This window comes from Bacteroides faecium, assembly GCF_012113595.1.
Classification (GTDB): Bacteria; Bacteroidota; Bacteroidia; order Bacteroidales; family Bacteroidaceae; genus Bacteroides; species Bacteroides faecium.
Genome location: NZ_CP050831.1, coordinates 5,725,974 through 5,752,183, shown reverse-complemented (window position 1 = coordinate 5,752,183; position 26,210 = coordinate 5,725,974). Strand labels below are relative to the sequence as shown.

Sequence of the window (26,210 nt, the reverse complement as noted above, 5' to 3'; positions counted from 1 at the left end):
ATGAAATGGATTTTATTATTAACAACTGTATTTATTATGATGCTCGGAACTAGTTTTTCTTCTGCACAGACAGATGCAGATAACTTTTATAAAAGTGATTTGGTAAGTGTGGAGAAAGTTTCTTTTTCCAACCAGTATAAAATGAAGGTAGCCGGAAATCTGTTTCTGCCCAAGAATATGAAAGAAGGGGAGCAATACTCGGCAATCATTGTCGGACACCCTATGGGAGCAGTCAAGGAACAGAGTGCAAACCTTTACGCAACGAAAATGGCTGAACTGGGTTTTGTAACACTCTCCATAGACCTTTCTTTTTGGGGTGGGAGCGAAGGCGAGCCGCGCAATACCGTTCTGCCGGAAGTTTATGCGGAAGACTTTAGCGCTGCGGTAGATTTTCTCGGTACACGTCCGTTTGTCGACCGGAATCTTATCGGTGTAATCGGTATTTGCGGCAGTGGAAGTTTTGCTATCAGTGCGGCAAAAATAGACCCTCGTCTCAAAGCCATTGCAACAATCAGCATGTATAATATGGGTACTGCCAGCCGTAACGGATTGAAGCACTCATTGACTCTGGAGCAGAGAAAACAAATTATGGCGGAAGCGGCAGAGCAGCGTTATGTGGAATTCCTGGGTGGAGAAACAAAATACACAGGTGGCACAGTGCACGAACTGACAGAAAAATCCGGCCCGATAGAACGTGAATTTTATGAATTCTACCGCACAGAGAGAGGAGAATTCACTCCCGAAGGAGCCACTCCCTTGACAACAACTCATCCAACCCTTTCAAGCAATGTGAAATTTATGAATTTCTATCCTTTCGCAGATATTGAAACGATTTCACCCCGTCCCATGCTTTTCATAACCGGGGAGAATGCCCATTCGCGTGAATTCAGCGAGGATGCCTATCGACTGGCTGCCGAGCCTAAAGAACTGTATATAGTGCCCGGTGCAGGACACGTAGACCTTTACGACCGTGTAAGCCTTATACCATTCAATAAATTGGAATCTTTCTTCAAGGAATATCTGAAGAAATAAATATGAATCATTATGAAGCACTATATAATAACAATCTTCGCTATGTTGGCATTATCGGTCGGTTCCGCATCATGCAGCGAGGATGAGCCATTGCAGGGAACAGGTCAGCAGACAACCCCGAATAATGGAAATAACAGCTCAGGTAATAATAACAATAATAATGAAAACGTCCCAGTGAGCAACAATCTTAAAATAACAATCGGCTCGGCTTCGTTCAATGCTACCCTGGAAAGTAATGAAACAGCAAAAGAATTCAAGAAATTACTGCCTTTGACAGTTAATATGTCCGAACTGAACGGCAATGAAAAACTATTTTATCTACAAAACAGCTTGCCGACAGCCTCTTTTAGTCCGAGAACCATTCAAACGGGAGATTTAATGCTTTACGGTTCTACTTGCGTGGTGCTTTTTTATGAGAGCTTCTCGACTTCATATACTTATACCCGCTTGGGACGTATAACGAATCCTTCGGGACTGGCTTCCGCTGTCGGTGCAGGAAGTGTAAATGTAACTTTTGAAATAACAGACTAAAAAATAAACTAATGGAACAAATAAGAAATCAAGAATACGGAGGCGAACGTCCTCTGTTTGCAACCCACGACCTTCAACTGGAAGATGTGACGATTCACACTGGTGAGTCTGCACTGAAAGAATGTAGCAACATCATAGCAATCAACTGTCGCTTTGAAGGAAAATATCCCTTTTGGCATACCAATGGATTTATAGTGAAGAACTGTCTCTTTACAGAAGGCGCCCGTGCCGCGCTATGGTACTCCCAAAGTTTGCAAATGGCGGATACTTTAGTGGAAGCACCAAAGATGTTCCGCGAAATGGACGGGATAAAACTCGAAAACGTACAATTGCCCAACGCTTTGGAAACATTCTGGTATTGCCGTAATATAGACCTGAAGAACGTGCAGATAGACAAAGCGGATTATCTTTTTATACATAGCGAGAATATCAAGATACAGCACTACGCTCAAAACGGAAACTATTCATTCCAGTACTGTAAGAACGTGGAAATCCATAATGCAGTTATCAATTCCAAAGATGCATTTTGGAATACGGAGAATGTAACTGTCTATGATTCTGAACTGAATGGCGAATATCTGGGCTGGCATTCTAAAAACTTGCGTTTGGTAAATTGCAAGATTTCGGGCACGCAGCCACTTTGCTATGCGCATGACCTGGTCATGGAAAATTGCACAATGGCAGAGGACGCCGACCTCGCTTTCGAACACAGTAGTGTGAAAGCAACGATTAAAAGCCCGGTTCACAGCGTGAAGAATCCCCGCACGGGGAGCATTATTGCCGAAAGTTTCGGGACAATCATTCTGGACGAGAATCTCAAAGTACCAGGGAATTGTGAATTGAAACTTTGGGACGAACTGACTTGTTTTGATTGAAATATGAAGTACAACTTCGATGAAATAGTTCCGCGCAGAGGTACGAATTCCTATAAATGGGATTCTGCCGGAGATGCGGATATATTGCCGATGTGGGTAGCTGATATGGATTTCCGTACGGCTCCCCCTGTTGTGGAAGCGTTGAGGAAACGGGTGGAGCATGGTATCTTCGGATATGTCTGTGTACCGGATGCATACTACGCAGCGGTGACAAACTGGTTTGCAAGGCGGCATGAATGGCAGATAGAAAAAGAGTGGATTATTTATACCACGGGAGTAGTACCGGCATTGTCTGCTGTCATTAAGGCACTGACAGTCCCCGGAGATAAAGTAATGGTGCAGACACCCGTATATAACTGCTTTTTTTCCTCTATCCGCAATAACGGATGCGGGATGATTGCCAATCCCCTGATTTATAGAAATGGAACCTATCAGATAGATTTTGCGGATTTGGAACAAAAAGCTGCCGACCCAAATGTAAAGGTTCTATTGTTATGCAACCCGCACAATCCTGCGGGAAGGGTATGGACAAAGCAGGAACTTACCCGTATCGGTGACATCTGTATCCGAAATAATGTGTGGGTAGTAGCAGACGAAATCCATTGCGAACTTGTCTTCCCAGGACACACCTATATCCCTTTTGCTTCTATCTCACAAGAATTCTTGATGCACTCCGTCACTTGTACCTCGCCCAGCAAGGCCTTTAACCTGGCAGGGCTTCAAATAGCCAATATCATTTCTGCCGATACGGATATACGAACGAAAATAGATAAAGCAATCAATGTCAATGAAGTTTGTGATGTGAACCCGTTCGGGGTGGAAGCGTTAATGGCAGCCTATAACGACAGTGAGGAATGGCTGGAAGAGCTGAAACAATACTTGTTCGACAATTACAATTATTTGAGGGCATACTTCTCTGAATATCTTCCTGAATTTCCAGTGTCGATGTTGGAAGGCACTTATCTGGTTTGGGTGGACTGTTCAGTGCTGAATCAGTCATCGGATGAGATAGTGAAAACCTTGTTGGAGAAAGAAAAACTTTGGGTGAACGAGGGCAGCTTGTACGGAGAGGCTGGTGAAGGATTTATCCGCATCAATATCGCCTGTCCGCGACAGCAGTTGATAGAAGGATTAAACAGATTGAGGCGGGCTTTGAAATAATAAAATAATTGTCAATTTATTGAGAGTTCCCCCTTCTCACTCCCCGTAAATACGAATAAAAAGAAGTAATATGGAAAGTCAGAATCGCTCGAGCAGGAATTTACCGGGTGTTATCATCGCTTATTTCCTCATTTATGTAGTCTGGGGCTCCACCTATTTTTTTATAGGCGTGGCTTTAAAAGATTTTTCGCCTTTCCTGCTCGGAGCATTGCGTTTTACGGCTGCCGGGCTGATACTTCTTGGAATTTGTTATTTGCGGGGAGAACATATATTTAAGAAAAGTCTCGTGAAGCGTTCTGCCGTTAGCGGCATTGTATTGTTGTTTATAGATATGGCTGTCGTCATGCTGGCACAGCGTTATCTGACAAGTAGTCTCGTGGCAATAATCGCTTCTTCTACGGCACTCTGGATTTTGCTGTTGGACGTTCCCATGTGGCGTATTAATTTCCGTAACCCTCTTACAATTACGGGAGGTGTGATAGGATTCGGAGGAGTAATAATGCTCTATGCGGAACAGCTCAATGCAGAATGGCTGCATCCGCAAAGTGAGCGCGGTATCCTGCTTCTTATTTTCGGCTGTATATCCTGGGCTTTGGGAACACTGTATGCCAAATACCGTTCTTCCCGTGAGGAAGAAGTGAACAATTTTGCCGGTTCTGCGTGGCAAATGCTTTTTGCCAGTGCGATGTTCTGGCTTTGTACAATTGTGAGTGGAGATATTGAGGAAGCCGATTTGAGTACAGTCTCGTCTACAAGCTGGTTCTCCTTGCTTTATTTGATTTCTTTCGGTTCTTTGCTGGCATATTCGGCGTATGTCTGGCTCTTGAAAGTACGTCCCGCAGCAGAAGTAGGAACGCATGCTTATGTCAATCCCTTTATAGCAGTCCTTTTAGGAGTATTTTTAGGAAATGAACAAGTTACATTTATTCAGCTTTCCGGTTTACTGGTAATTTTGCTGGGAGTGATGTTGATTAGCCGGAAACGTTTGACAGGTAAGACGGGAAATCTGTAATAATGGTACTAACTTCTGTAATTTGTATCAGTCTTGTAAGGCTATAACTTCGTATTTTTGTGTTATTAATTTTAAAACAATTAGACTATGAACATGAAGAAATTAATTGTTACTTTAGTAGTTGCATTAATAACGTTTTTCGGATATAATTCATTAAATGCACAGAATATGAAAAAAGAAGAAGTACCTCAAAACATCAGCGCATTTCCGATAGGAGAGGAGAATGTAGGATTCAAACAGTATTTCACAGGAGAATCCTGGCTGGCGCGGCTGACTAGTAACAAAGACTTGAATGTCCCCATGTCCAACGTTACTTTTGAACCCGGTTGCCGCAATAACTGGCACAGCCATACGGGCGGACAAATCCTGATTGCCGTCGGCGGTGTGGGATATTATCAGGAACGTGGTAAAGCATCACGTCGCTTACTTCCCGGTGATGTGGTTGAAATCGCTCCAAACATCGAACATTGGCACGGTGCCGCCCCCGATAGCTGGTTCTCGCATCTGGCTATCGAATGTAATCCGCAGACCAACAAGAATACATGGCTGGAACGTGTGAGCGACCAACAATATGCCGAAGCTACAAAAGACAACGTGGCAACCGGACTAAAAGCTACCGACTCCGAATTGGACGGAATATTTGGTAATTTTACAAAAGAGGTGCAGGAATATGGTGACTTGGATACTAAAACCCGCCTTATGGTAACCTTGGCGTCCAATATAGCTTCGCAGGCACAGGCTGAATACCGTATCACACTCGAAAGCGCCCTTAATGAAGGCATTACCCCGATAGAAGTGAAGGAAATCCTTTATCAGGCAGTAGCTTATGCAGGCATGGCTAAGGTGAGAGATTTTATCGGTCTTACTAATGGTATATTGCTTGCCCGTGGTGTACGTCTTCCTTTAGAGGGACAATCGGTTGTATCATCCGAAACCCGTTTCGACAAAGGGTTGGAGTTGCAGAAATCCATTTTCGGTGAACGGATAGAACAGATGCATAAGAACGCTCCCGAGAATCAGAAGCATATCCAGCGTTATCTCTCCGCCAATTGTTTCGGAGACTATCAGACACGTAGCGGACTGAATGTGAAGACACGCGAATTGATTACGTTCTCAATTCTTGTTTCCTTAGGCGGTTGTGAGTCACAAATAAAAGGACATATACAGGGAAATGTCAACGTAGGGAATAATAAAGATACGTTATTGGCTGTCGTCACACAACTATTGCCCTACATCGGCTATCCGCGTACACTCAATGCCATAGCTTGTCTGAATGAAGTGATTCCGGAAAAGTAAAAAAAGAGCATCCTCGATAACAAGTGATTAAAACTTATCCGGGACTTGACAAATGCTTTTTTATTTCGTATATTTGTAGTCCGGAAAAGGATGAAACCAATGAATAATGAATGAAAAAATAACTGGAATATGAATATAGAATGGATAGAAAAAAGTATAATATTACAACGAACTTAGCTTATTCCCTTAGCTTATACTAAAGGATAGAACGGCAGATATACCCCAAAGGTTGCAAACTTTACAGAGTTTGCAGCCTTTTTTGTTGCATATTATTGATGCTAAATATACAAATCCGGATTTTAAAGTTTATAATAAACGGAGGGGACGTTTATAATAAACGGTCACAGTATTTATTAATAACTCAATTAACCTTTAAGTAGTAAGTTGTTGCCTTTTTTGTATTACCTTTTTCTTAAGTGTAGGGACTTTATTATTTATGGTGATAATAGTTGACATTATGACCAGGCGATTAAATCTTACAAATAGACTTTGAATGCATACTTCCTACTTGTCTGAAACTTCACGAAGCAGGATAATAAAACCCTTGTCAGATAACCGATTCACTGCAAGATTTGTTATCTTTGCAAAGTATTCATTTGTAAAGAGAAGAAATTATGGATATTATTGACCGTTTGAAAGCTCCCCGGCGCAATCTTCCTATTGGAATACAGAGTTTTGAAAGACTCCGTCGCGACGGTTATTTATATGTCGACAAAACGGCATTTGTCTACGAACTTGCCTCAACGGGCAATCCGTATTTCCTTAGCCGCCCGCGTCGTTTCGGCAAAAGTCTGCTGCTTTCTACATTGGAAGCATATTTCTGTGGAAAAAAGGAACTTTTTAAAGGACTTGCCATTGAGCAGTTTGAAACAGAATGGAATGAGCACGCTGTACTACATCTCGACCTCAATGCTGAGGATTATTCTGATATTGAAGGGTTGAAGAATGGGCTCGAATTGCAACTTCGTAGTTGGGAAAAAATCTATGGAACCAATGAGGAAGGTTTGAGTTATTCCGGTCGTTTCATGCAAGTCATTAAAGAAGCTTATCGACAAACAGGTCGCGGTGTGGTTGTTCTTATTGATGAATATGATAAACCGTTGCTTCGTGCTATGCATAACCCGGAGTTACAAGATAAGTTTCGCGAAATGCTCACGGCTTTCTATACTGTATTGAAATCAGCTGACCCATGGTTGCGTTTCGTCTTTATCACCGGAGTTACCAAATTTGCTCAAATGGGTATATTCAGTACCCTCAACCAACTGATAGATATTAGTTTCGACCCACAATACAATGCTCTCTGTGGCATGACCCGTCCAGAAATTGAAGCCAATTTCGTCCCGGAACTGGAACGGTTGGCAGAAAGGAACAGTTTGACAAGAGAAGACTGCATGGTGTATCTCACCCGTATGTATGACGGATACCATTTCAACTATTTCCGTAAGGAAGGCATGTATAATCCGTTCAGTATTCTGAACGTGCTTAGGAGCGGAATGTTTGAGAACTACTGGTTTGCCAGCGGTACCCCCACCTTTCTGGCTGAAATGTTAAAGAAAACGCATTATGATTTGCGTGAATTGGACGGATTGGAAGTGACTGCCGCCTCTCTTACCGACGACCGTGCTGATGTGGACAACCCCGTGCCAATGATTTATCAAAGCGGCTATCTGACTATCAAAGGATATGATACAGAATTACGTCTCTACAAATTGGGGTATCCTAATGATGAAGTGAAATATGGATTCCTTAATTTTATCACTCCGTTTTATACTTCGTTGGACGAATCGAGAGCTCCCTTCTATATCGGGCAATTTGTAAAAGAACTTAGGGCAGGAGATGTCGAGTCTTTCCTCACCCGTCTTCGTGCTTTCTTTGCCGATTTCCCCTACGAGTTGAATGACAAAACGGAACGCCACTACCAAGTGGTATTCTATCTTGTTTTCAAATTATTGGGGCAGTTTGTTGATGCCGAAGTACAAAGTGCTCTGGGACGTGCCGACGCTGTGGTGAAAACGGCTGATGCTGTTTACGTCTTCGAATTCAAACTGAATGGTACTGCAGAAGAAGCATTGGCACAGATTGATAATCGCGGCTATCTTATACCCTATACCGCTAATGGTTGCCGTATGGTGAAAATAGGTGCGGAGTTCAGCAAGGAAGAACGTAATTTGAGCCGTTGGCTAGTGGAAGAAGAGGAATAAATGGGAATTGATGAACTGATAAATAAGAGTATAATATATAAATTCAAACCAAATAATAACGCTCAAACGGTAATACGAATCCGTTTGAGCGTTTCTTTTTAAGACATCTTTTTGTGATGTTCTATTCCTAATTTGTTTGCTAATAGTAGTTTTGTTATATTTCTCAAATCTTAAATTGATGTTAATTCCGATTTCGGACTGCGAACTAATTTTTTATAAGGTATGTTGTTTAAGATGAATAGCAATATTGAATATACATATTCTATTTGAAGTAAAATATGTTACTAACTAAAATACCTTGATTATGAAAAAATTATTATTATTAGTTATGGTTGCTCTTGCAGCCTTCGGAGTGAATGCACAGACGAAAAAAGGAGAGGGCTCATTGCTAGGAAGTGTTGGTTACCAGACCAATTATGAAAGATTTGGCTTGCAGGCGCAAGGACGTTATGTGATTGCCAATAACCTTCGGATAGCTCCCGACCTTACATTTTTCTTTCCAAAAGATAAAGTGACGGGACTGGATGTAAACATCAACTTCCATTATGTATTCAACTTTAGCAAAGACGGACAGGGATTTTCTGTCTATCCTCTTGTGGGAATCGGTATGCAGAATAATTTCTATGGGAAACAGACTGTCGAAGTTGCCGATCAGACTGCGAAGGTGGATAGGGATAATACCACCAAATTTGCCTTTAATCTCGGCGGTGGTATATCATTGCCATTGTCAGAGCATAGTTTCTTAAATGCGGAAGCACGATTCATGTTTGCCCATGATGACAATGTCATTATTATGTTAGGTTACGGTTATAAATTCTGATTCTTGTACTATGCCGGATACTCTTTCGTAGTCCGGCATAGCGCTGTTTCTATGTTAGAAATCGTATCGTGGCTTCGATGAGTGAATAGTTGTTAATTAGCCTATAGGCGTATGAACTAATTTTTTATACGATATGTTGTTTAATGTAAATAACGAATTTGATTATAAACTAAAGAATTAGACATGGAACACATAAAACATTTCTAATGATTTAGCAAGCAAAACATCACAGTTTAAAAACATTTGATTATGAAAAAATCTATTATTTTATTAGCTTTTGTATTGGGTGCATTTACAGCAAACGCCCAATCAGTAGTAGAAGGTACAAAGTTTACAGACAACTGGTCTGTTGAAGTAAATGCGGGAGCAATTACCCCTCTTACTCATAACGCTTTCTTTAAGAGTATGCGTCCCGGTTTCGGAGTAGGGTTCTCAAAACAATTGACTCCTATCTTCGGTTTGGGATTCCAGGGAATGGGATATATCAACACCACTCCGAGTAAAACGGCTTTCGATGCTTCGGATGTCAGTTTATTGGGTAAGGTTAATTTGATGAACCTGTTCGCAAGTTATCAAGGTCAGCCTCGTTTGTTTGAGGTGGAAGCAGTAGCCGGAATGGGTTGGTTGCATTATTATGTAAATGGTGACGGAGATGACAACTCATGGTCTACCCGTTTCGGATTGAACTTCAATTTCAATCTCGGTGAAACGAAAGCATGGACATTAGGAATCAAACCTGCTATCGTATATGATATGCAAGGTGATTTTCCCGAAGCAAAGAGCCGTTTCAATGCGAACAACGCAGCGTTTGAACTGACTGCCGGATTGACTTATCACTTCAAGACAAGCACCGGAAACCATTATTTCACCAAAGTAAAAGTCTACAACCAGGGCGAAATTGACGATTTGAACGCTTCTATCAATGCACTTCGCGGACAAGTAAGCAACCGTGACAACGAATTGAACAATGCCAACCAAAGAATCAACGGATTGCAGAAAGACTTGGAAGAATGTCGTACAAAGGTCGTTCCTGTTGAAACAGTAGTCAAGACTGCCCGCGTTCCGGAATCTATCATTACTTTCAGACAAGGTCGTTCATCAGTAGATGCGTCACAGTTGCCGAATGTGGAACGTGTAGCTTCTTACATGAAGAAATATCCTGATTCAAAAGTGATTATCAAAGGATACGCTTCTCCGGAAGGAAGTGTGGAAGTCAACGCAAGAATAGCTGCCGCACGTGCAGAAGCTGTCAAGACTATCCTGGTCAATAAATACAAGATTAACGCTTCCCGTATCACTGCCGAAGGTCAGGGTGTAGGTGACATGTTTACCGAACCGGATTGGAACCGCGTAAGTATATGTACTATTGAAGATTAATACAGAAGTATAGAAACAGAATAGCAAGGGCTGCTCCGGAAAAACGGGGCAGCCCTTCTTGTTTATATCTCCCTGTTTTGAAAGTTTAGTGTGCGATTGCTTTGTACGTGGCGAAAAATAATTATTTTTGCAGGCATCGTTCATGCGCTGTGGCGCTTTGAATGAGCAAATATCAACCATTAAAAACAGTATTATGAAAAGAGTATTCGTATTTCAAGACTTTAAGTCACAGAAATTCTGGAGTATAGATGTAGTCGGAACAGACGTTACCGTTAATTATGGCAAGCTGGGAACAGACGGTCAGACACAAGTAAAAAACTATTCGACTGCTGAAGAAGCCGAAAAAGCTGCCAATAAACTTATTGCGGAGAAAACAAAGAAAGGCTATGTAGAAACAGCAGAGGAAACGGCACGCGAGATGAAAGTGGAAGCCAAGAAATACACTTTAAGTTATGATGAATACGAAAACGACGTTCAGCTATTGGATAAGATTCTGAAAGACAAACATCTGCCCGAATATAAACAAATCACTATCGGTTGCTGGGACTATGAAGGTGAAGATTGCTCCGCCTTACTAAAAGGGATGCTCGAAAATAAAGATAAGTTTGCAAACATTGAAGGCTTATTTTGGGGAGATATCGACCAGGAAGAACAGGAAATCTCATGGATTGAACAGGCAGACCTCAGCCCGTTGCTCGATGCTATGCCCAAATTGAAAGACTTGAAAATAAAAGGTACGAATAGCCTGCGCCTGGGACAAACCTCACGTCCGGAATTGCGCTCACTGGAGATTATCAGTGGCGGTCTTCCTACGGAAGTCGTAGAGGATATTCTGGCGTCTGATTTCCCGAATCTGGAAAAACTGGTTCTGTATGTCGGTGTGGAAGACTACGGATTTGAAGCTGATATTGAGATATTCCGTCCGCTTTTCTCAAAGACGCGTTTCCCGAAATTGACTTATCTTGGCATCGTGAACTCGGAAGAACAGGATGAGATTGTAAAAATGTTCCTGGAGTCGGATATCCTTCCTCAATTGGAGACAATGGATATTTCGGCAGGTGTCCTCAAAGATGAAGGTGCCCAACTTTTGCTGGACAATATGGACAAGATTGCCCATTTGAAGTTTATCAATATGCGCTACAATTATTTGAGCAAGGGCATGAAGAAGAAGTTGCAGGAACTTCCGATGAAGATTGATATTGCAGAATCGGAAGAAGCTGATGAGGACGACGGTGAAATGTGGTATTACCCGATGATTACGGAGTAGGGGAAATGCAGATAATCGTTGTCAGCAACTCTCCGTCCAAACGCATCGAATACTTTGTCGAAGCCGGCAGGAGCTTGCAGACGGGAGTCCGCTTTATGACTTACGAAGAATTGTTCAACTGCCTGCCGTCATTGCGGCAGGCAGTTGTCAAACTGGAACCGTGGGTAAGCTGCGAAACGGATTTTCTGAAATATGCTCTGTTGAGTGAAGAATATAAAACGGTATTACAGCGGTTGGACGAGACGGCACTGCCTGACGATGTGCATTTCTTGAATCCGCCTCATGCATTATTGCAGGCTCTTGATAAAAAGGAAGGCAAACGGATTTTATTAGCTAATGACTTGAGTGTGACTCCGATGTTGGCTGCTCTACATGCTTTCGATGGACTGGTGCAAGCTCTTTCCGATTGCGGCAGGGGGTGTTTTCTGAAACCCCGTTATGGTTCGGGAGCAGGCGGCATTATGGCAATCCGCTATCAGCCGCGTCAGAAGAAATGGGTGGTTTATACTACCTTGCAAAAGGTGGACGGAATCATTCATAATACAAAACGTATTCATCGTCTGACTAAGGAAAAAGATATTCTCCCATTGGCGGAAGCGGTCATGCATACCGGAGCTATTTTGGAAGAATGGATACCTAAGGAGCAGTTGCAAGGAGAAAATTATGACCTTCGGGTAGTATGCGGAAAGACAGAGATTGATTATGTGGTAGTCAGATGTAGCAAGGGAAGCATTACCAATCTGCACTTGAATAACAACGCACGCCTGTGGAGCGAACTTTCCTTGTCAGAAGATGTCCGCCAACGGATTTATCTCTTATGCAGGAAAGCCGTCTGCACACTGGGTTTGCGATATGCCGGAGTAGATGTACTGATAGAAAGAGGAACGGATACTCCTTATATTATTGAAGTCAACGGACAAGGCGACCACATTTACCAGGATATGTACGCTCACAATTCTATTTATACCCGACAGATAAGAACAATAAAAAAGAAATATGACCATGCAGATAGATGAACTGCCCGCCGGAGAACAAAACCAGTATCCCGATATGGATATGAACCGGGTGGTAGGGACACATGATATACTTATGCTTTGCTTCGATACGTTGCGCTACGATGTGAGTAAAGCGGAAGAAGCCGCCGGAGGTACGCCGGTTCTGAACAGTCACGGCGGTTTGTGGGAGAAAAGGCATGCGCCGGGGAATTTTACTTACCCCTCTCATTTTGCTATTTTTGCAGGCTTTCTCCCTTCACCGGCAGAGCCTCATTCCTTACGTAGCCGTAAATGGCTGTTTTTCCCCGTACAGGCAGGGACGGGACGTATCCCGCCCAAAGGCAGTTATCCGTTTACGGAAGCTACTTTCGTGCAGAGCCTTGCCAATAAGGGATATGAGACAATCTGCATAGGCGGCGTGAATTTCTTTAGCAAACGTAATGAACTGGGACGTGTGTTTCCCGGTTATTTTACGAAAAGCTACTGGCTGCCGACCTTTGGCTGTACGGCTCCCGACAGTACGGAGAATCAGATTGATTTCGCCTTGAAGAAACTGGAGAATTACCCTGCGGACAAACGTATATTCATGTATATCAACTTTTCCGCTATCCATTACCCGAACTGTCACTATGTGAAAGGTAAAACGAAAGACGATAAGGAATCGCACGCGGCGGCATTGAGGTATATCGACAGTCAGTTGCCCCGTTTGTTTGAAGCTTTTCAGAAGCGTGCCGACACACTGGTGATTGCCCTTTCCGACCACGGAACCTGTTACGGTGAAGACGGCTATGAATATCACTGCATATCCCACGAAACAGTCTACACGGTTCCTTACAAACACTTTATCCTGACAAAACAATGAATCAACCTCTATCCCGATATGTAGACTATATGTATAGTTATCCGCATAAAACGGCGTACCGTCCTTTTCCTGCTCCGGTTTCGCTGCTCCCATATTTGGAGCAACTGGAAGGCAGAAAGGCGTCACTCTACTTTCATATCCCTTTTTGCAGCCATAAATGCGGATACTGCAACTTATTCTCCCTGCAAACGAACCGTATCGAATATATCGCCACTTATCTGGACGCCCTTTACAGACAGGCGAAAGAACTCTCACCGCTCACTGCCGGACTGACGTTTGATAGCTTTGCCATCGGCGGCGGTACTCCGTTGCTGCTGACTGTCCCACAACTGGAACAACTAATGACTACCGCCGCTTTGTTCGGTGTGCATCCGTCCCATGCCTTTACTTCCGTAGAGACTTCACCGGAATACGCAGACCGTTCGCGGCTCAATGTTTTGAAACAGGCGGGAGTAGCCCGCGTAAGTATCGGCATACAGAGTTTTCAAGATGAAGAACTGAAAGCTATCAAAAGGCGCCCCCGGCAAAACACTATTTATCAAGCGTTGGAAGGCATTCGTCAAATGGATTTTCCCTATTTCAATATCGACTTGATTTATGGCATTAAGGGACAGACGGTAGAAAGTTTCCTCTATTCACTGGAAGAAGCGCTCCGGTTCCAGCCGAACGAACTGTTTATTTATCCGCTATATGTGCGTCAGGGTACGGGCATTACCGAGCGGGAACCGGATGATGTCTGTTTCCGAATGTATCGTGCTGCCTGCGAGTTATTGCAAGCAAAAGGCTTTCTGCAAACATCCATGCGGCGTTTTATTCATCATCCGTCCACTGACGCGGAAGTTTCATGTGGCGACGAAGTGATGCTTTCGTGCGGGTCGGGCGGACGCAGCTATTTGGGTGATTTACACTATGCCACCCGATATACCGTCTGTCAGCAATGCATTGCCCGCGAGATAGACGAATATATGGCAACCACTGATTTCACCGTAGCCCGGAACGGATTTATCCTTTCCGCAAAAGAACAACAGCAACGTTTTATCATCAAGAATCTGATGTACTATATGGGGATTGACAAGGCTGAATATACCCGGCGTTTTGGAGAGCCGCTTGACAGGACTCCGTTGTTCCGCGAACTGGCGGAACAGCACTGGATAGAGGAAACTCCAGAACGTATCCGGCTGACTTCCGAAGGACTTGGCTATTCCGATTATATCGGTCAGTTATTTATCACTCCGGAAATCAGGCAATTAATGGAAACTTATTCCTATTGAATGAAAATTGAATGAAAATTGAGTGAAGTTTAAATGATATTTGAATGAAATGACAATGGCAAATGAAGGCTCTTTACTTTCCGTCCGACGTATATACTATCGGGGTAAATTGAATAGTTGTAACTACACTTGTTCTTATTGTCCTTTCGGCAAGAAGTCTCATCCTGCATCTACAATGCAGGACAAACAGGCATGGAGTCGTTTTATTACTGCTATTGAGCAATGGGAAGGAGAAACTTTGCAACTATTTGTCATTCCCTACGGGGAAGCACTCATACATCGCTATTATAGGGAAGGAATAATGCGGCTTGCGTCATTACCACAAGTTACCGGAATTTCCTGTCAGACTAATCTTTCTTTTCCTGCCGACGAATGGCTGGACGAACTCCGGACTGCTCCGGAATTGATAAATAAGATAAAGATTTGGGCTAGCTTTCATCCGGAAATGACTTCAGTAGAGAAATTTGTCCGGCAACTTCATACGCTTCATAATGCGGGAATACAAGTCTGTGCCGGAGCTGTCGGCAATCCGTCGGCAAAAAATATACTTGCTGATTTGAGAAATGCTCTCATGCCGGATATTTATCTGTTTATTAATGCTATGCAGGGACTAAAATCCCTGGTGAGCGATGACGATATTCGTTTTTTTACTCAATTGGATAATCTCTTCGAGTATGATTTGCGAAACGCTCCAGCTCAATGGGAGAATTGCTCAGGGGGAAGAAGTAATTGCTTTATTGACTGGAAAGGAGACATCTTTGCCTGCCCTAGAAGTAAAGTGAAGATAGGCAATCTTTATCAGAATCAAAAAACGGGTCAGAATCAAAAGTTGGATACCTCGCTTTCTTGTCAGCGGAAAGTCTGTGACTGCTACATTGCTTTCAGCAACCTGTCGAATCACCCTCTGCATGACATACTGGGAGAAGGTGCCTTTTGGCGGATACCGGATAAGTCCTTGATTACTGCCGTTTTTTTTGATGTGGACGGAACATTGACCGATGCACAAGGGAAAGTCCCGGAAAGTTATGCTAATACCTTACGATATATAGCGCAATCTGTCCCATTATATCTGGCTACTTCTTTATCTATGGAACAGGCACGGAGAAAATTAGGAAAGACTCTTTTTAGCCTGTTTAAAGGTGGAGCATTTGCAAACGGCGGATTATTGTTGTACGACGGGCAGAGCCGATGTTTACCGGTTGAATTACTACCGGACGTGAACGAAGAATCTGCAAAGATAACGGCGCATAGCTATGAAGGCCAAGTCTATAAGTATAGCATGCTGGTTTATGAGAAAGAACAGAGGGAGAGCATTCTTTTTCGATTAAAAGCAAAACCTTATCAGGTATTTTATAAGCCACCCCTTATCGCAGTTGTACATAAGGAAGCCGGCAAAAAGAAAGGAGTACTCCATATATGTAAAGATTTAGCTTTCCCTCTAGAGCAAGTTTTGATTGTCGGCAACTCGCAGAAAGATTGGGAAATGATGTCGGCAGTACCCCATTCTTGTGCAGTGATGAACTCCGAACCACTATTGAAAGAACATGCCCGCTACACGTTGAATCCCGACCGCCTGCCTGCTTTCTTCCGCTTCCGCAAATAGAAAAGCAGATAAAGTTATTGTATATCAATTTAAAGTGATTATTTTCGCAACCTACGTTATTTAAAAAACGCATCAAGTTATGAAAGTACAAAACAACATATGTGAGGGAAGTCTCATCACCAATTACCTTCCGGCGGATTACTGTGATTCTTTTTCAAAAACAATAGTGAGTGATAAAGTGGTTACTCCCGAAGTATTTATGGATATAGCCTTTAACCAGTCTCCCGCTTGGGTGAACGGATTGATGGCGCTGCGAAATGCAATCGTCAAACCGTTGGGGCTGGAAGTCAATATACGTTTTACGGATACGATTCTTGAAAGAAGTCCGAATGAGATTGTTTTCGGCATGCCTGATAAGCACCTGACATTTTACGCGTCTTTATGGTGCGGAGAGAAAGAGGTTGATGGACAAATGTTTGCTATTACAACGATTGTAAAGTACAATAACCGGCTGGGACGATTCTACTTCTTCTTTATTCGCCCTTTCCATAAAACTATCATGCGTTCCATACTGAACAGAGTTGCCAAACAAATGAAATAAAGAATCTATGGATATGGACATCTATGACATCATTGACAATATCTACAAACTGCCGCTTGCATCCAAGGAAGCCCTGTTGAATGAAGCACCGGAAGTAACCTATCCTAAAGGTTTTCACTTGTTTCTGGCAAACCGTAAAAGTTCCAGATTCTATCTGATGAAGAAAGGAATGTTGCATGCATATACCTATAAATCGGACAAGAAAGTGACATTTTGGTTCGGAAAGGAAGGGGACGCTATTTTTCCTTTGCAGACCCTTTATAATAATCAGGCGGGATATGAGAATATAGAACTACTAGAAGACAGTGTGCTGTATGAATTGAGTGTCGATAAACTACACGACCTTTATCTGGCGGATATACATATAGCCAACTGGGGACGGAAGTTTGCCGAAAGGGAGTGTATCAAATCAGAACAGCTATTTATATCGCGGCAGTTCAAGACCTCACTGGAACGCTATCAGGATTTGATTGCTGATTACCCCGACATACTTCAACGTGTACCATTAGGAATTATCTCTTCCTATTTGGGAATCTCCCAAGTCAGTCTGAGCAGAATCAGGGCGAAGATAAGATGATTTTTTATCAAATGTAAAATCCCTTTTTTACAAATGTAAAATAGAGGCTGCCGGAAATTCATGACCTTTGCAAATAAAAAAACAGATGTTATGAATTGGATTCTTTTGATTTTGGCAGGTTGCCTTGAGCTGGTGTTTACTTTCTGTCTGGGAAAGATAAACAGGGTATTCGGAATGGAGAAATATGTGTGGTCATTCGTACTTTTGGTATCCTTATGCGTGAGTATGCTGCTTCTGATAAAGGTGACCAGAACGCTGCCGGTCGGTACGGCTTATGCGATATGGACAGGCATCGGTGCGGCAGGCACGGTATTAATTGGTATCTTCTTCTTTAAAGAACCTGCAAGTGTGGGACGGTTGTTCTTTATCTTCACATTGATTTGCTCCATTATCGGGTTGAAATTGGTATCACATTGATACCCGATTGTATCCTGAAAAAATAAAGTGCAGCTATAATTTGGTAGTTATGAAAACAAAGCCCATATTTGCAGCCCGAAAATAGAGACAGGCATAAAAATCCTCATCGGAGGGTGCTATAATAGATAATTATAGTGCTGGATAAGATGAATGGTGTAAATCATTCGCTTGTTCGGCACTATTTTTTATTGTAACATTTTAAGATAAGAGGTATGAGTAGAAAAGAAACGATGAAAGAGTTGAATTTGACACAGGGGAGTGTTCCGAAGGTACTGCTGCAATTTGCAGTGCCTTTTCTTATTGCCAACGTGCTTCAGGCACTTTATGGCGGGGCGGACTTGTTTGTTGTGGGGCAATATGATGATTCTGCCAGTGTGGCGGCTGTGGCTATCGGCAGCCAGGTGATGCAGACGATTACAGGTATCATCCTTGGCATAACGACGGGGACAACCGTATTGATTGCTATTGCCACCGGAGCAAAAGATAACCGGAAAGTAGCGTTTACAATCGGTTCTTCCGTATGGCTGTTCTCAATCGTAGGAGTGTTGCTGACTTTGGTTATGGTCGTGTTTCACGGGCAGATAGCCGAATTGATGCATACGCCTGCGGAAGCAATGGCTGATACGAAAAGTTATATCCTGGTATGCTCGGCAGGTATTTTGTTCATAGTGGGGTACAACGTAGTGTGTGGTATCCTGCGTGGACTGGGCGACTCCAAGACACCGCTTTATTTTGTAGGATTGGCGTGCGTGATTAATATTGTCCTCGACTTTATCTTGGTCGGCTATTTCCATTTGGGGCCTACGGGAGCTGCTGTAGCTACCATAACAGCACAGGGAGTCAGCTTTGTCATCTCGCTTTGGTTCTTGCACGGTCATGGATTCCATTTCGAGTTTACACGGAAGGATATCCGGCTGAACAAGAATTTATCCAAAAAGATTATGGTGCTGGGAGCACCCATTGCATTGCAGGACGCGTTAATCAATGTTTCATTCTTGATTATAACGGTCATTGTCAACCAAATGGGAGTCATCGCATCAGCTTCTTTGGGTGTTGTAGAGAAAATCATCGTCTTTGCGATGCTGCCGCCAATGGCGATATCATCGGCAGTGGCAACCATGACGGCACAGAATTACGGTGCGGGACTGATACAGCGGATGAACAAATGCCTGGCTTCGGGCATTGGAATTGCCCTTGTTTTCGGTGTATCGGTTTGTGTGTATTCCCAATTCCTGCCGGAGACGCTTACCGCATTCTTTTCCAAAGATGCGGCGGTGGTGGCAATGGCAGCGGAGTATTTGCGGGGGTATAGTATCGACTGTATCATTGTAAGTTTTGTGTTCTGCATCAATTCTTACTTCAGCGGACAGGGAAATTCATTGTTCCCGATGATTCACAGTCTGATAGCGACCTTCCTGTTCCGTATTCCGTTGTCGTACTGGTTCAGCCAGATAGACAGTTCCTCACTGTTCCTCATGGGCTTTGCTCCGCCCTTGTCGACGGTGGTCTCGTTATTGATTTGTATTTGGTATTTGCGATATAACCAAAAGAGAATGTACTCGAAAGGCACTGTGATGCCTGCTATATCGAATTAAGTGTTTTCTAAGTGACATATATTAACTAAAATCAATTTGTATGGAAGCTTATTTGAAGAAACTCTGTTTTGAGTATCAGGTGGAAGAAAAAGAAGTGAAAGAGCTGTTGGCTCGTATGGAAATGGTGCATTTGGATAAAGGTGGGACGATTGCTTCTGCTACAATGCCCGAGCAGAGCTTGTATATTATCGTTTCCGGTATCTTGCATACATTTTCCAGTCATCAGGGAGAGGACAAGACTATCCGCTTCCTGTCGGCAGGGGATGCGATATTGTGTTACAACACAAGAAAACATTCCGTAAAAACACTGACGAGATGTGTGGCTTATTACATCAGCGAGGATGAGATTGAGGAACTGTGCGCTACGTCCATAACATTCTCCAACCTGGTACGTCAGCTTATGGAATACCAGTTTTACTTTAAAGAAGAAATGAATGTGAATATGCGCAAACTGACGATTAGGGAAAAGTATCTTTCTCTATTGACGGAAATACCCGACATTTTATACAGAGTACCTCTGAAGTATATTACTCATTATTTGGGGGCTGATGTGACAAGCCTGGGATATTTGGCGGGAAGTCAGAAATAAGAAAGCGTTGTTTACCTATAAAACAACGCTGATATAAAAGCAGTCAAATTCATTGATTGAGCAAAGAGTTTGGCTGCTTTCTTTATAATAACTTTTTAAGTTCCTCTATATCAGGCAAAGCTTTTGCTGTATGATGAGTAAAACCTGTTTTAAAGAACTCTTTTATGGAAAATACTTAAAATTCGGCAGTTGCAACTTCCGAATTTCTGCTGTCTCTTTTAATTCATCAGTTACAACTGATAAATTTGCTTCTTGCTCACTTTCAGTATTTTGTGTTTTGTCAGTTGTAACTGATGAATTGCCATCAAGCATATCCCATTCTTCATAGAATATACGCATTAATCTGAGGTTTGTTTCAGAAAAACCTCTAAGGCCGGGCAGTTCCTTTGAAGCTTGTTGCTAATGAAAGCAATGGCACCGGTTCCCCAATATCCATTACGTGAATTTTGAGAAATATAACGTCCTATGCCATAATACAAAGCCAATTGTTCCTTGTTTAAAAGCTTTATTGCTTGATATTGGCTCTGTAATATAGCTGTCTTTATTGTTTGGACAGCTATTGTGTATTTGGTTTCTAAAAAAATATTGTTTGGCATAATATATACTCGTTAAATTACAAACAAAGGTAATACTTTTATTGGAGATGGAATAATGTTGGCAGAATAACTTACCTCAATAGTAACAAGTATAAAAAAAATAATTAATTATCTTTGCACGGATAATTGAAAGAAAATGAAGAACTTGATTCCCCGATATACTTTCCACAAAAATAAGTATGGCAGTGAACTTTTGATTGATGTCGTCGAACTGAAATATGTGAAGAAGTTCCTGGCTGAAAGTTCTGTCCATACGCTGACTTATTATGATATTACTTTTATAACGGAAGGAGAGGGGAACTTTTCCATCGACAACCGTACTTATGAAGCTTTCCCCCAAGATGTGTTTTTCTCAAAAGCGGGAGAGATTCGGAATTGGGATACGCATCACATAACAAACGGATATGCTTTGATTTTTGAGGATGAGTTTTTGTCTTTCCTCTTTAGGGATTCTATGTTTGTCCGGCATCTTGCGTTTTTCAAACCGGAAAAGACATCAGCCAAACTGCATCTACCGGACGAACTTTATACACGTGTCCTTCAAGTCTTGCACAATATCAAAACGGAGATTGACTCTTACAAACAGAATGATAATGACGTGCATGTTTTGAGGGCATTGCTTTATGAAGTTCTGATGCTGTTGGAGCGGGCGTATCAGAAGGCGGTTTCAAACGAGGAAATCGCCACAGATAAAGAAATCAATAATACTCATATAGACAGATTCATCCATTTGGTAGGAACTCATTTGAAGGAACAACATTCTGTTCAGTTTTATGCGGATAGACTTTGCATCACTCCCAATTACCTGAATGAAATCATAACTTCGGCAATGGGGCTTAGTGCGAAGCGATACATTCAGAATAAAGTGATAGATGAGGCTAAAAGGTTGCTTGCTTATACAGACGCTCCGATATCGGATATTGCGTTTGAGCTTCATTTCTCGACGGTTTCTTATTTTATCCGCCGCTTCCGGCAGCATACGGGAGAAACGCCGTTACTCTACCGGAAAAAGTATAAACCGTAAAAAGTACTATTTCTCCCTTTCTTTTTATTGCACCGGCTCTACTCAATATCCTTACTTTTGCATCAAATAATAACCAATTAAATTATTAAATGATGAGAGACGCAGAAAAAACGGTAGGGAACATGATTGATAAGTTAAAAACAGCCTTTATCGGTTCCATAGACAGCGAAGGATTTCCTACTATCAAAGCCATGTTGCAACCCCGGAAAAGGGAAGGGATAAAAACGATTTATCTGACAACGAATACTTCGTCAATGCGTGTTGCGCAATACCGGGAAAACAATCATGCCTGTATTTACTTTTGTGATAACCGCTTCTTTCGGGGAGTAATGTTGCGCGGCACAATGGAAGTGTTGACAGACAGTGCCAGTAAAGAGATGATATGGCAGGAAGGTGATACAATGTATTATCCCGAAGGAGTCACCGACCCCGACTATTGTGTATTGAAATTTACGGCAACTTCCGGTAGGTTTTATAGTAATTTCAAATCGGAGAGCTTTATCGTAGAGTAGACTCATTGTATATAAAAGAAGCTGAGAAGCAGGGATTTTATAGTCTTAATGTGCTATTTTTAAGATTGCGTGAAAGAATAGCGACTATAAAAACAATGAACCAGCGAATAAACTGCATAAATTAGTGCAATAATATGCGGAAATGTAACTCTATTTTGCATAAAACTACATACAATATGCATCTTTTCTTGCTTGCAAATCATTCGTTCCCCGGTGAGGAGCGGGGTGTTCCTCGGTGTGCATCGCTACCTTCCTCACCGAGGAACTTGTTTGTCATCGGTGAGGAAGCTGAAACCGGTCTTTTTGAGGGTGCTTTTTCTCTAGTTTGGCATAACTATTAGAAAGAATAGAAATAATAAAAAGATTGGTTTATCTTAGTATTTCATATTGATTGGTGAATAAAAAATGGAAAATGACTGCTATTTGGATACTATATATCTCAAATGATAACAAGAAAGAACTTTCTCCCGACAAATGTCGGGCTTCTTTCTGTTTTTCTTAAACCGTTATGCTATTATCCCCCTTCCTGATTGCTTAAATATTCCTTTTTTAAGAATGGTCATTCTTTCAGCAAAGTGAAGATATATACTAACAGGAAAAATTCTCTTCCTCTATCCGACTTGCAGACGATATTCATTAGGAGTTGTGCCTACCACCTTTTTGAATATTCTGCTCAAATGATGCGGATACTTGAAACCGAGTTCGTAGGCAATTTCACTGACAGTCTTGTCCTTTTCCGCTAACAGTTCTTTAACTCTCTCCATGACAGACAACTGGATATACTCTTGAGCGGACTTGCCAGTTTCCTTTTTTATCAAGTCTCCGAAATAATTGGGAGAAAGATGCATCTGTTCAGCACAATATCCGACGGACGGTAATCCAATAGTCTGGGGTTTGTCTGATGCATAATATGAATTTAGTATGCGCTCGAAATTACCGAGCAAATCCCGGTTGACCGTCTCGCGGGTAATAAACTGACGTTCGTAGAAACGGACACAGTGATTGAGTAAAGTTTCAATGTTTGAAGCTACGATTTGTTTGGTATGTTTGTCGATAGCGTGTTCCAGTTCCTCTTGAATCTCTTTGAAACAGTTGAGGATAATTTGGCGTTCACGTTCGGACATATGCAGGGCTTCGTTGGATTCATAAGAAAAGAAAGTGTAATCTTTCATTCTGCGGGTAAGCGGTGTTCCATATAGCAAATCCGGATGAAACATCAATGCGAGCCCTTTGGGATTGAGCGTTTCGCCCCCGTCGTCCACGCCTGCCACTTGACCGGGAGAGATAAACACCAATGTCCCGTCTTGATAATCGTATTTATTACGTCCATATTGTAATGTCCCGCATTTAAGCTCCTTATAAAATACACAGTAGAAACCGAAGTTTTTCCGGCAATGCCGGATTGACTTTAGTTTGGAAAGATCCGTTATGCTGACAAGGGGATGCAACGTTTCTGCTCCCAGCAACATATTGTACTCTTGAATTGTCTCTAACTTTATTATATTTCCCATACTTTCCGTATTATTGTTATGTCACAAAGCTAATGATTTTATCTGATAAATAAATATAGTATATACTCGAATCGGTAATTAAGGTTAGTTAATCCGTAATATGTGTTATTGCTTGATAGATAGGGTTATACAAACAGTGAAATGTGTTAGCATATCAGTAATCCGTCTATTGTCTTGTCCGGCAAATCTTCTCAACTTTGCATTATCGAAAAATAATATTCAGACTAAAAAGAAACCATTATGAAGAAATATTTAACTCTCAAATTAGTTATTATGATGATACTAACTCAAGGTATTGCGGCTCTCTCCGCACAGAACAATCCTTTCGGGCTGGTTTATGAAAATGCACTTAAGGAAAATATCAAAGGGCAGGTAAATATCCACCCTGTCACTTATCAGTTGCATGGGATAGATATTGCAGCCAATGTATATGTGCCTGCTGATTATGACCCTGCAAAGACATACGCGGCAATAGTAGTGGCGCATCCCAATGGGGGAGTTAAGGAACAGGTTGCCGGTCTTTATGCACAGCGTTTGGCAGAGAATGGGTATATCACCTTAGTGGCGGATGCTTCCTATCAGGGAGCAAGTGGTGGAGAACCGCGCAATACGGATAAGCCTGCCTACCGTATTGAGGATATTCACGGCATGGTTGATTATATTACCCATTATCCGGGCGTTGATACGGAGCGGCTCGGTATTCTAGGAATCTGTGGCGGTGGCGGATATACTTTAAAAACTGCGCAGTCTGACAAACGTTTAAAGGCGGTAGCTACCCTAAGTATGTTTAATTCCGGAAAAGTCAGGAGAGAAGGATTTATGGGCTCTCAGATATCTACCATTCAGGAAAGACTGAAACAAGCAACAGAAGCCCGTGCACAAGAAATGGCAGGTGGCGAAATCTTATATACAGGAGAATCCAACCTGACCGATGAACAGATAGCCAAACTGCCGTTCGATTTATACCGTGAAGGGCTTATCTATTATGGTAAAACTCATGCTCACCCAAATTCCACTTTCAGATATACGGTCAGCAGCCTGCTTGACCTGATGATATGGGATGCTACTTCTAACGTTGACTTGATAAACCAGCCATTACTCATGTTGGCAGGCAGCAAAGCCGATACTTTTTATATGACCGATGAAGCCTTTCAAAAAGCAACCGGAACTACGGATAAGGAATTATTTCTGATACCCGGGGCTACTCATATTCAGACTTACTATGTTCCCGAATATGTAGACATGGCAGTGAAGAAATTGATAGCGTTCTTTAATGAGAAATTGTAAATATCCTTAATCCATAAAAATATCCCGATAATGAGAAAATTTTATTTATCATTCGTAATTTTAGTAGTGTTGGCTTGTATCTTTGTAGTTTATGCCAAAGCGATAGCTGTTAGTAATTTGACAGAAATGCCTGAAGTAGAAAAAACAACAGCCAGTGAAAGTATAATACCGACTAAAGGCAAGATATTGATTGTTTATTTCACTTCGCCCGAAACAGACGGAGTGGATACCTCATCCGGTGCCAGCCGTCTCGTATCAAACGGTAAACTTTATGGTAATACCGAATATGTAGCTACTCTTATCAGTGAAGAGACAGGCGGCGACCTCTTTCAGATAAAGACTGTGCATGCTTACCCGGGCGCACACAAAGAATTGATAGATGCTGCCAAAAAGGAAGTTGAGTCGAAAGCTCGTCCGCAATTGGCAACACACATTAAGAATCTTGCCGACTATGATGTTGTATTTGTAGGCTTTCCGAACTGGTGGTATGATATGCCAATGGTACTCTATTCGTTCTTCGATGAATATGACTTTACAGGTAAAACCCTCATACCATTCTGTACACATGGAGGAAGCCGTTTCTCACAAGCGGAAAAGACCATTGCCTCATTGGAAAAGGGGGCAAAGATGCAGAAAGGGCTTGCCATTTCCCGTAATAATGTTAATAACTCAGGAGAGTCTGTCTCGAAATGGCTGCGGGATATGGGTATGACAAGTAAAAGTAAATAATATGTATTTATAAAAGGCTCTGAATCTGAAATTCAAAGCCTTTTATTTGTGAATCTGTTCTTATTGGCATTATTTGAACTTGCTTTTTTCGTAGTTATACGGAATACTTGTACCTACAACCACATCTTCGATTTTTTCAATAATCAACCAATCATCCATATTTCCTTGGTGTTCGAAGTCAAATGCCGGCTCAATCTTTTCCACGTCGGAGAATTCTATCAGTATTAAACATTTCTTATGCCAACGTTCCTTCTGCTTATCTGTCAGATTGAGTTTTGGCTGGTTATGAGTAAGGATAGTGATAATCTCTTCTTCTGTCAGTTTCTGATAGTTTTCTACATGAGTTACCGTAGCTTTGGCCGAAATTTTCTTCGATCCTTTCTGCATAAAATAGAGGATTTCACCTTCATTTACCCGACTGTGCGGGATTTTTCGTCCGGCAGCACCGCGAACCACCATTGTTTTACTGCCGTCAAGTATTTTCTCCAATACTTTCGCTTTATCATCACAATATACCAAGTGCACCATG

At 42.0% G+C, this 26,210-nt stretch carries 27 protein-coding genes; 23 read left to right on the top strand and 4 right to left on the bottom strand.

The window, feature by feature from the left end:
- From BacF7301_RS21735 to BacF7301_RS21645, 19 genes are all read left to right on the top strand, one after another.
- On the top strand, positions 1 to 1,032 hold the full coding sequence (locus BacF7301_RS21735) for an alpha/beta hydrolase (RefSeq protein WP_167966099.1): 1,032 nt from the start codon (positions 1 to 3) through the stop codon (positions 1,030 to 1,032).
- Positions 1,033 to 1,044: 12 nt separating this feature from the next.
- Positions 1,045 to 1,563 carry a cyclophilin-like fold protein gene (locus BacF7301_RS21730; RefSeq protein ID WP_245208278.1) on the top strand — a complete coding sequence of 173 codons (519 nt, stop codon included), beginning with the start codon at positions 1,045 to 1,047 and terminating at the stop codon, positions 1,561 to 1,563.
- An 11-nt stretch (positions 1,564 to 1,574) separates the two neighbouring features.
- The gene (locus tag BacF7301_RS21725) at positions 1,575 to 2,438 is read left to right on the top strand and encodes a DUF3737 family protein (protein ID WP_167966098.1); all 864 of its coding nucleotides are present in this window, start codon (positions 1,575 to 1,577) and stop codon (positions 2,436 to 2,438) included.
- 3 nt (positions 2,439 to 2,441) lie between these two features.
- The gene (locus BacF7301_RS21720) at positions 2,442 to 3,599 is read left to right on the top strand and encodes a MalY/PatB family protein (protein WP_167966097.1); all 1,158 of its coding nucleotides are present in this window, start codon (positions 2,442 to 2,444) and stop codon (positions 3,597 to 3,599) included.
- 70 nt (positions 3,600 to 3,669) lie between these two features.
- Complete coding sequence (locus tag BacF7301_RS21715; protein WP_167966096.1) at positions 3,670 to 4,611, top strand: EamA family transporter; 942 nt, start codon at positions 3,670 to 3,672, stop codon at positions 4,609 to 4,611.
- 93 nt (positions 4,612 to 4,704) lie between these two features.
- Complete coding sequence (locus BacF7301_RS21710) at positions 4,705 to 5,907, top strand: cupin domain-containing carboxymuconolactone decarboxylase family protein (protein ID WP_167966095.1); 1,203 nt, start codon at positions 4,705 to 4,707, stop codon at positions 5,905 to 5,907.
- Positions 5,908 to 6,521: 614 nt separating this feature from the next.
- Positions 6,522 to 8,108 carry an ATP-binding protein gene (locus tag BacF7301_RS21705; protein ID WP_167966094.1) on the top strand — a complete coding sequence of 529 codons (1,587 nt, stop codon included), beginning with the start codon at positions 6,522 to 6,524 and terminating at the stop codon, positions 8,106 to 8,108.
- Positions 8,109 to 8,412: 304 nt separating this feature from the next.
- Positions 8,413 to 8,928, top strand: coding sequence for an outer membrane beta-barrel protein (locus BacF7301_RS21700; protein ID WP_167966093.1), 516 nt, complete (start codon positions 8,413 to 8,415; stop codon positions 8,926 to 8,928).
- A 249-nt stretch (positions 8,929 to 9,177) separates the two neighbouring features.
- Complete coding sequence (locus BacF7301_RS21695) at positions 9,178 to 10,305, top strand: OmpA family protein (protein ID WP_167966092.1); 1,128 nt, start codon at positions 9,178 to 9,180, stop codon at positions 10,303 to 10,305.
- 193 nt (positions 10,306 to 10,498) lie between these two features.
- A complete protein-coding gene (locus BacF7301_RS21690) occupies positions 10,499 to 11,572 on the top strand; it encodes an STM4015 family protein (protein ID WP_167966091.1) in 1,074 nt (357 codons plus the stop codon).
- Between the two features lie 5 nt (positions 11,573 to 11,577).
- A complete protein-coding gene (locus BacF7301_RS21685; RefSeq protein ID WP_167966090.1) occupies positions 11,578 to 12,588 on the top strand; it encodes an STM4014 family protein in 1,011 nt (336 codons plus the stop codon).
- On the top strand, positions 12,575 to 13,429 hold the full coding sequence (locus tag BacF7301_RS21680) for an STM4013/SEN3800 family hydrolase (protein ID WP_167966089.1): 855 nt from the start codon (positions 12,575 to 12,577) through the stop codon (positions 13,427 to 13,429). Before BacF7301_RS21685 ends, BacF7301_RS21680 begins: the two co-directional genes overlap by 14 nt.
- Positions 13,426 to 14,700, top strand: coding sequence for an STM4012 family radical SAM protein (locus BacF7301_RS21675; RefSeq protein ID WP_167966088.1), 1,275 nt, complete (start codon positions 13,426 to 13,428; stop codon positions 14,698 to 14,700). Before BacF7301_RS21680 ends, BacF7301_RS21675 begins: the two co-directional genes overlap by 4 nt.
- 55 nt (positions 14,701 to 14,755) lie before the next feature.
- Entirely contained in the window at positions 14,756 to 16,303 is a 1,548-nt protein-coding gene (locus tag BacF7301_RS21670; RefSeq protein ID WP_167966087.1) for an STM4011 family radical SAM protein, read from the top strand.
- Positions 16,304 to 16,382: 79 nt separating this feature from the next.
- Positions 16,383 to 16,844, top strand: a complete 462-nt coding sequence (locus tag BacF7301_RS21665; protein ID WP_167966085.1) for a DUF2867 domain-containing protein — start codon at positions 16,383 to 16,385, stop codon at positions 16,842 to 16,844.
- Between the two features lie 13 nt (positions 16,845 to 16,857).
- The gene (locus BacF7301_RS21660; protein WP_167967278.1) at positions 16,858 to 17,421 is read left to right on the top strand and encodes a Crp/Fnr family transcriptional regulator; all 564 of its coding nucleotides are present in this window, start codon (positions 16,858 to 16,860) and stop codon (positions 17,419 to 17,421) included.
- A 90-nt stretch (positions 17,422 to 17,511) separates the two neighbouring features.
- Positions 17,512 to 17,838, top strand: coding sequence for a DMT family transporter (locus tag BacF7301_RS21655; protein ID WP_122364959.1), 327 nt, complete (start codon positions 17,512 to 17,514; stop codon positions 17,836 to 17,838).
- A gap of 230 nt (positions 17,839 to 18,068) precedes the next feature.
- Positions 18,069 to 19,433 carry an MATE family efflux transporter gene (locus BacF7301_RS21650; RefSeq protein WP_167967277.1) on the top strand — a complete coding sequence of 455 codons (1,365 nt, stop codon included), beginning with the start codon at positions 18,069 to 18,071 and terminating at the stop codon, positions 19,431 to 19,433.
- Between the two features lie 40 nt (positions 19,434 to 19,473).
- On the top strand, positions 19,474 to 20,022 hold the full coding sequence (locus tag BacF7301_RS21645) for a Crp/Fnr family transcriptional regulator (protein WP_167966084.1): 549 nt from the start codon (positions 19,474 to 19,476) through the stop codon (positions 20,020 to 20,022).
- A 162-nt stretch (positions 20,023 to 20,184) separates the two neighbouring features.
- Here the strand turns inward: BacF7301_RS21645 and BacF7301_RS25985 are convergent, their stop codons facing one another.
- Together BacF7301_RS25985 and BacF7301_RS25980 are read right to left on the bottom strand one after the other, a co-directional pair.
- The gene (locus BacF7301_RS25985; RefSeq protein ID WP_245208277.1) at positions 20,185 to 20,361 is read right to left on the bottom strand and encodes a hypothetical protein; all 177 of its coding nucleotides are present in this window, start codon (positions 20,359 to 20,361) and stop codon (positions 20,185 to 20,187) included.
- Entirely contained in the window at positions 20,361 to 20,618 is a 258-nt protein-coding gene (locus tag BacF7301_RS25980) for a DUF1016 N-terminal domain-containing protein (protein ID WP_245208276.1), read from the bottom strand. The genes BacF7301_RS25985 and BacF7301_RS25980 overlap by 1 nt, the downstream gene beginning before the upstream one ends.
- A 136-nt stretch (positions 20,619 to 20,754) precedes the next feature.
- Here BacF7301_RS25980 and BacF7301_RS21635 point away from each other — a divergent pair, with 136 nt between their 5' ends.
- Together BacF7301_RS21635 and BacF7301_RS21630 are read left to right on the top strand one after the other, a co-directional pair.
- Positions 20,755 to 21,642, top strand: a complete 888-nt coding sequence (locus BacF7301_RS21635) for an AraC family transcriptional regulator (protein ID WP_167966083.1) — start codon at positions 20,755 to 20,757, stop codon at positions 21,640 to 21,642.
- Between the two features lie 89 nt (positions 21,643 to 21,731).
- A complete protein-coding gene (locus BacF7301_RS21630) occupies positions 21,732 to 22,154 on the top strand; it encodes a pyridoxamine 5'-phosphate oxidase family protein (RefSeq protein WP_167966081.1) in 423 nt (140 codons plus the stop codon).
- A 611-nt stretch (positions 22,155 to 22,765) separates the two neighbouring features.
- Here BacF7301_RS21630 and BacF7301_RS21625 read toward each other — a convergent pair.
- Positions 22,766 to 23,665 (bottom strand): helix-turn-helix domain-containing protein, encoded by a 900-nt coding sequence (locus tag BacF7301_RS21625; protein WP_167966080.1) that lies wholly within the window; start codon positions 23,663 to 23,665, stop codon positions 22,766 to 22,768.
- A gap of 240 nt (positions 23,666 to 23,905) precedes the next feature.
- Here BacF7301_RS21625 and BacF7301_RS21620 point away from each other — a divergent pair, with 240 nt between their 5' ends.
- On the top strand, positions 23,906 to 24,952 hold the full coding sequence (locus BacF7301_RS21620; RefSeq protein WP_167966078.1) for an alpha/beta hydrolase: 1,047 nt from the start codon (positions 23,906 to 23,908) through the stop codon (positions 24,950 to 24,952).
- A gap of 30 nt (positions 24,953 to 24,982) precedes the next feature.
- Positions 24,983 to 25,681, top strand: a complete 699-nt coding sequence (locus BacF7301_RS21615) for a flavodoxin (protein WP_167966076.1) — start codon at positions 24,983 to 24,985, stop codon at positions 25,679 to 25,681.
- Positions 25,682 to 25,750: 69 nt separating this feature from the next.
- Here the strand turns inward: BacF7301_RS21615 and BacF7301_RS21610 are convergent, their stop codons facing one another.
- Positions 25,751 to 26,209, bottom strand: a complete 459-nt coding sequence (locus BacF7301_RS21610) for a hypothetical protein (RefSeq protein WP_167966074.1) — start codon at positions 26,207 to 26,209, stop codon at positions 25,751 to 25,753.
- Position 26,210: the final 1 nt, after the last annotated feature.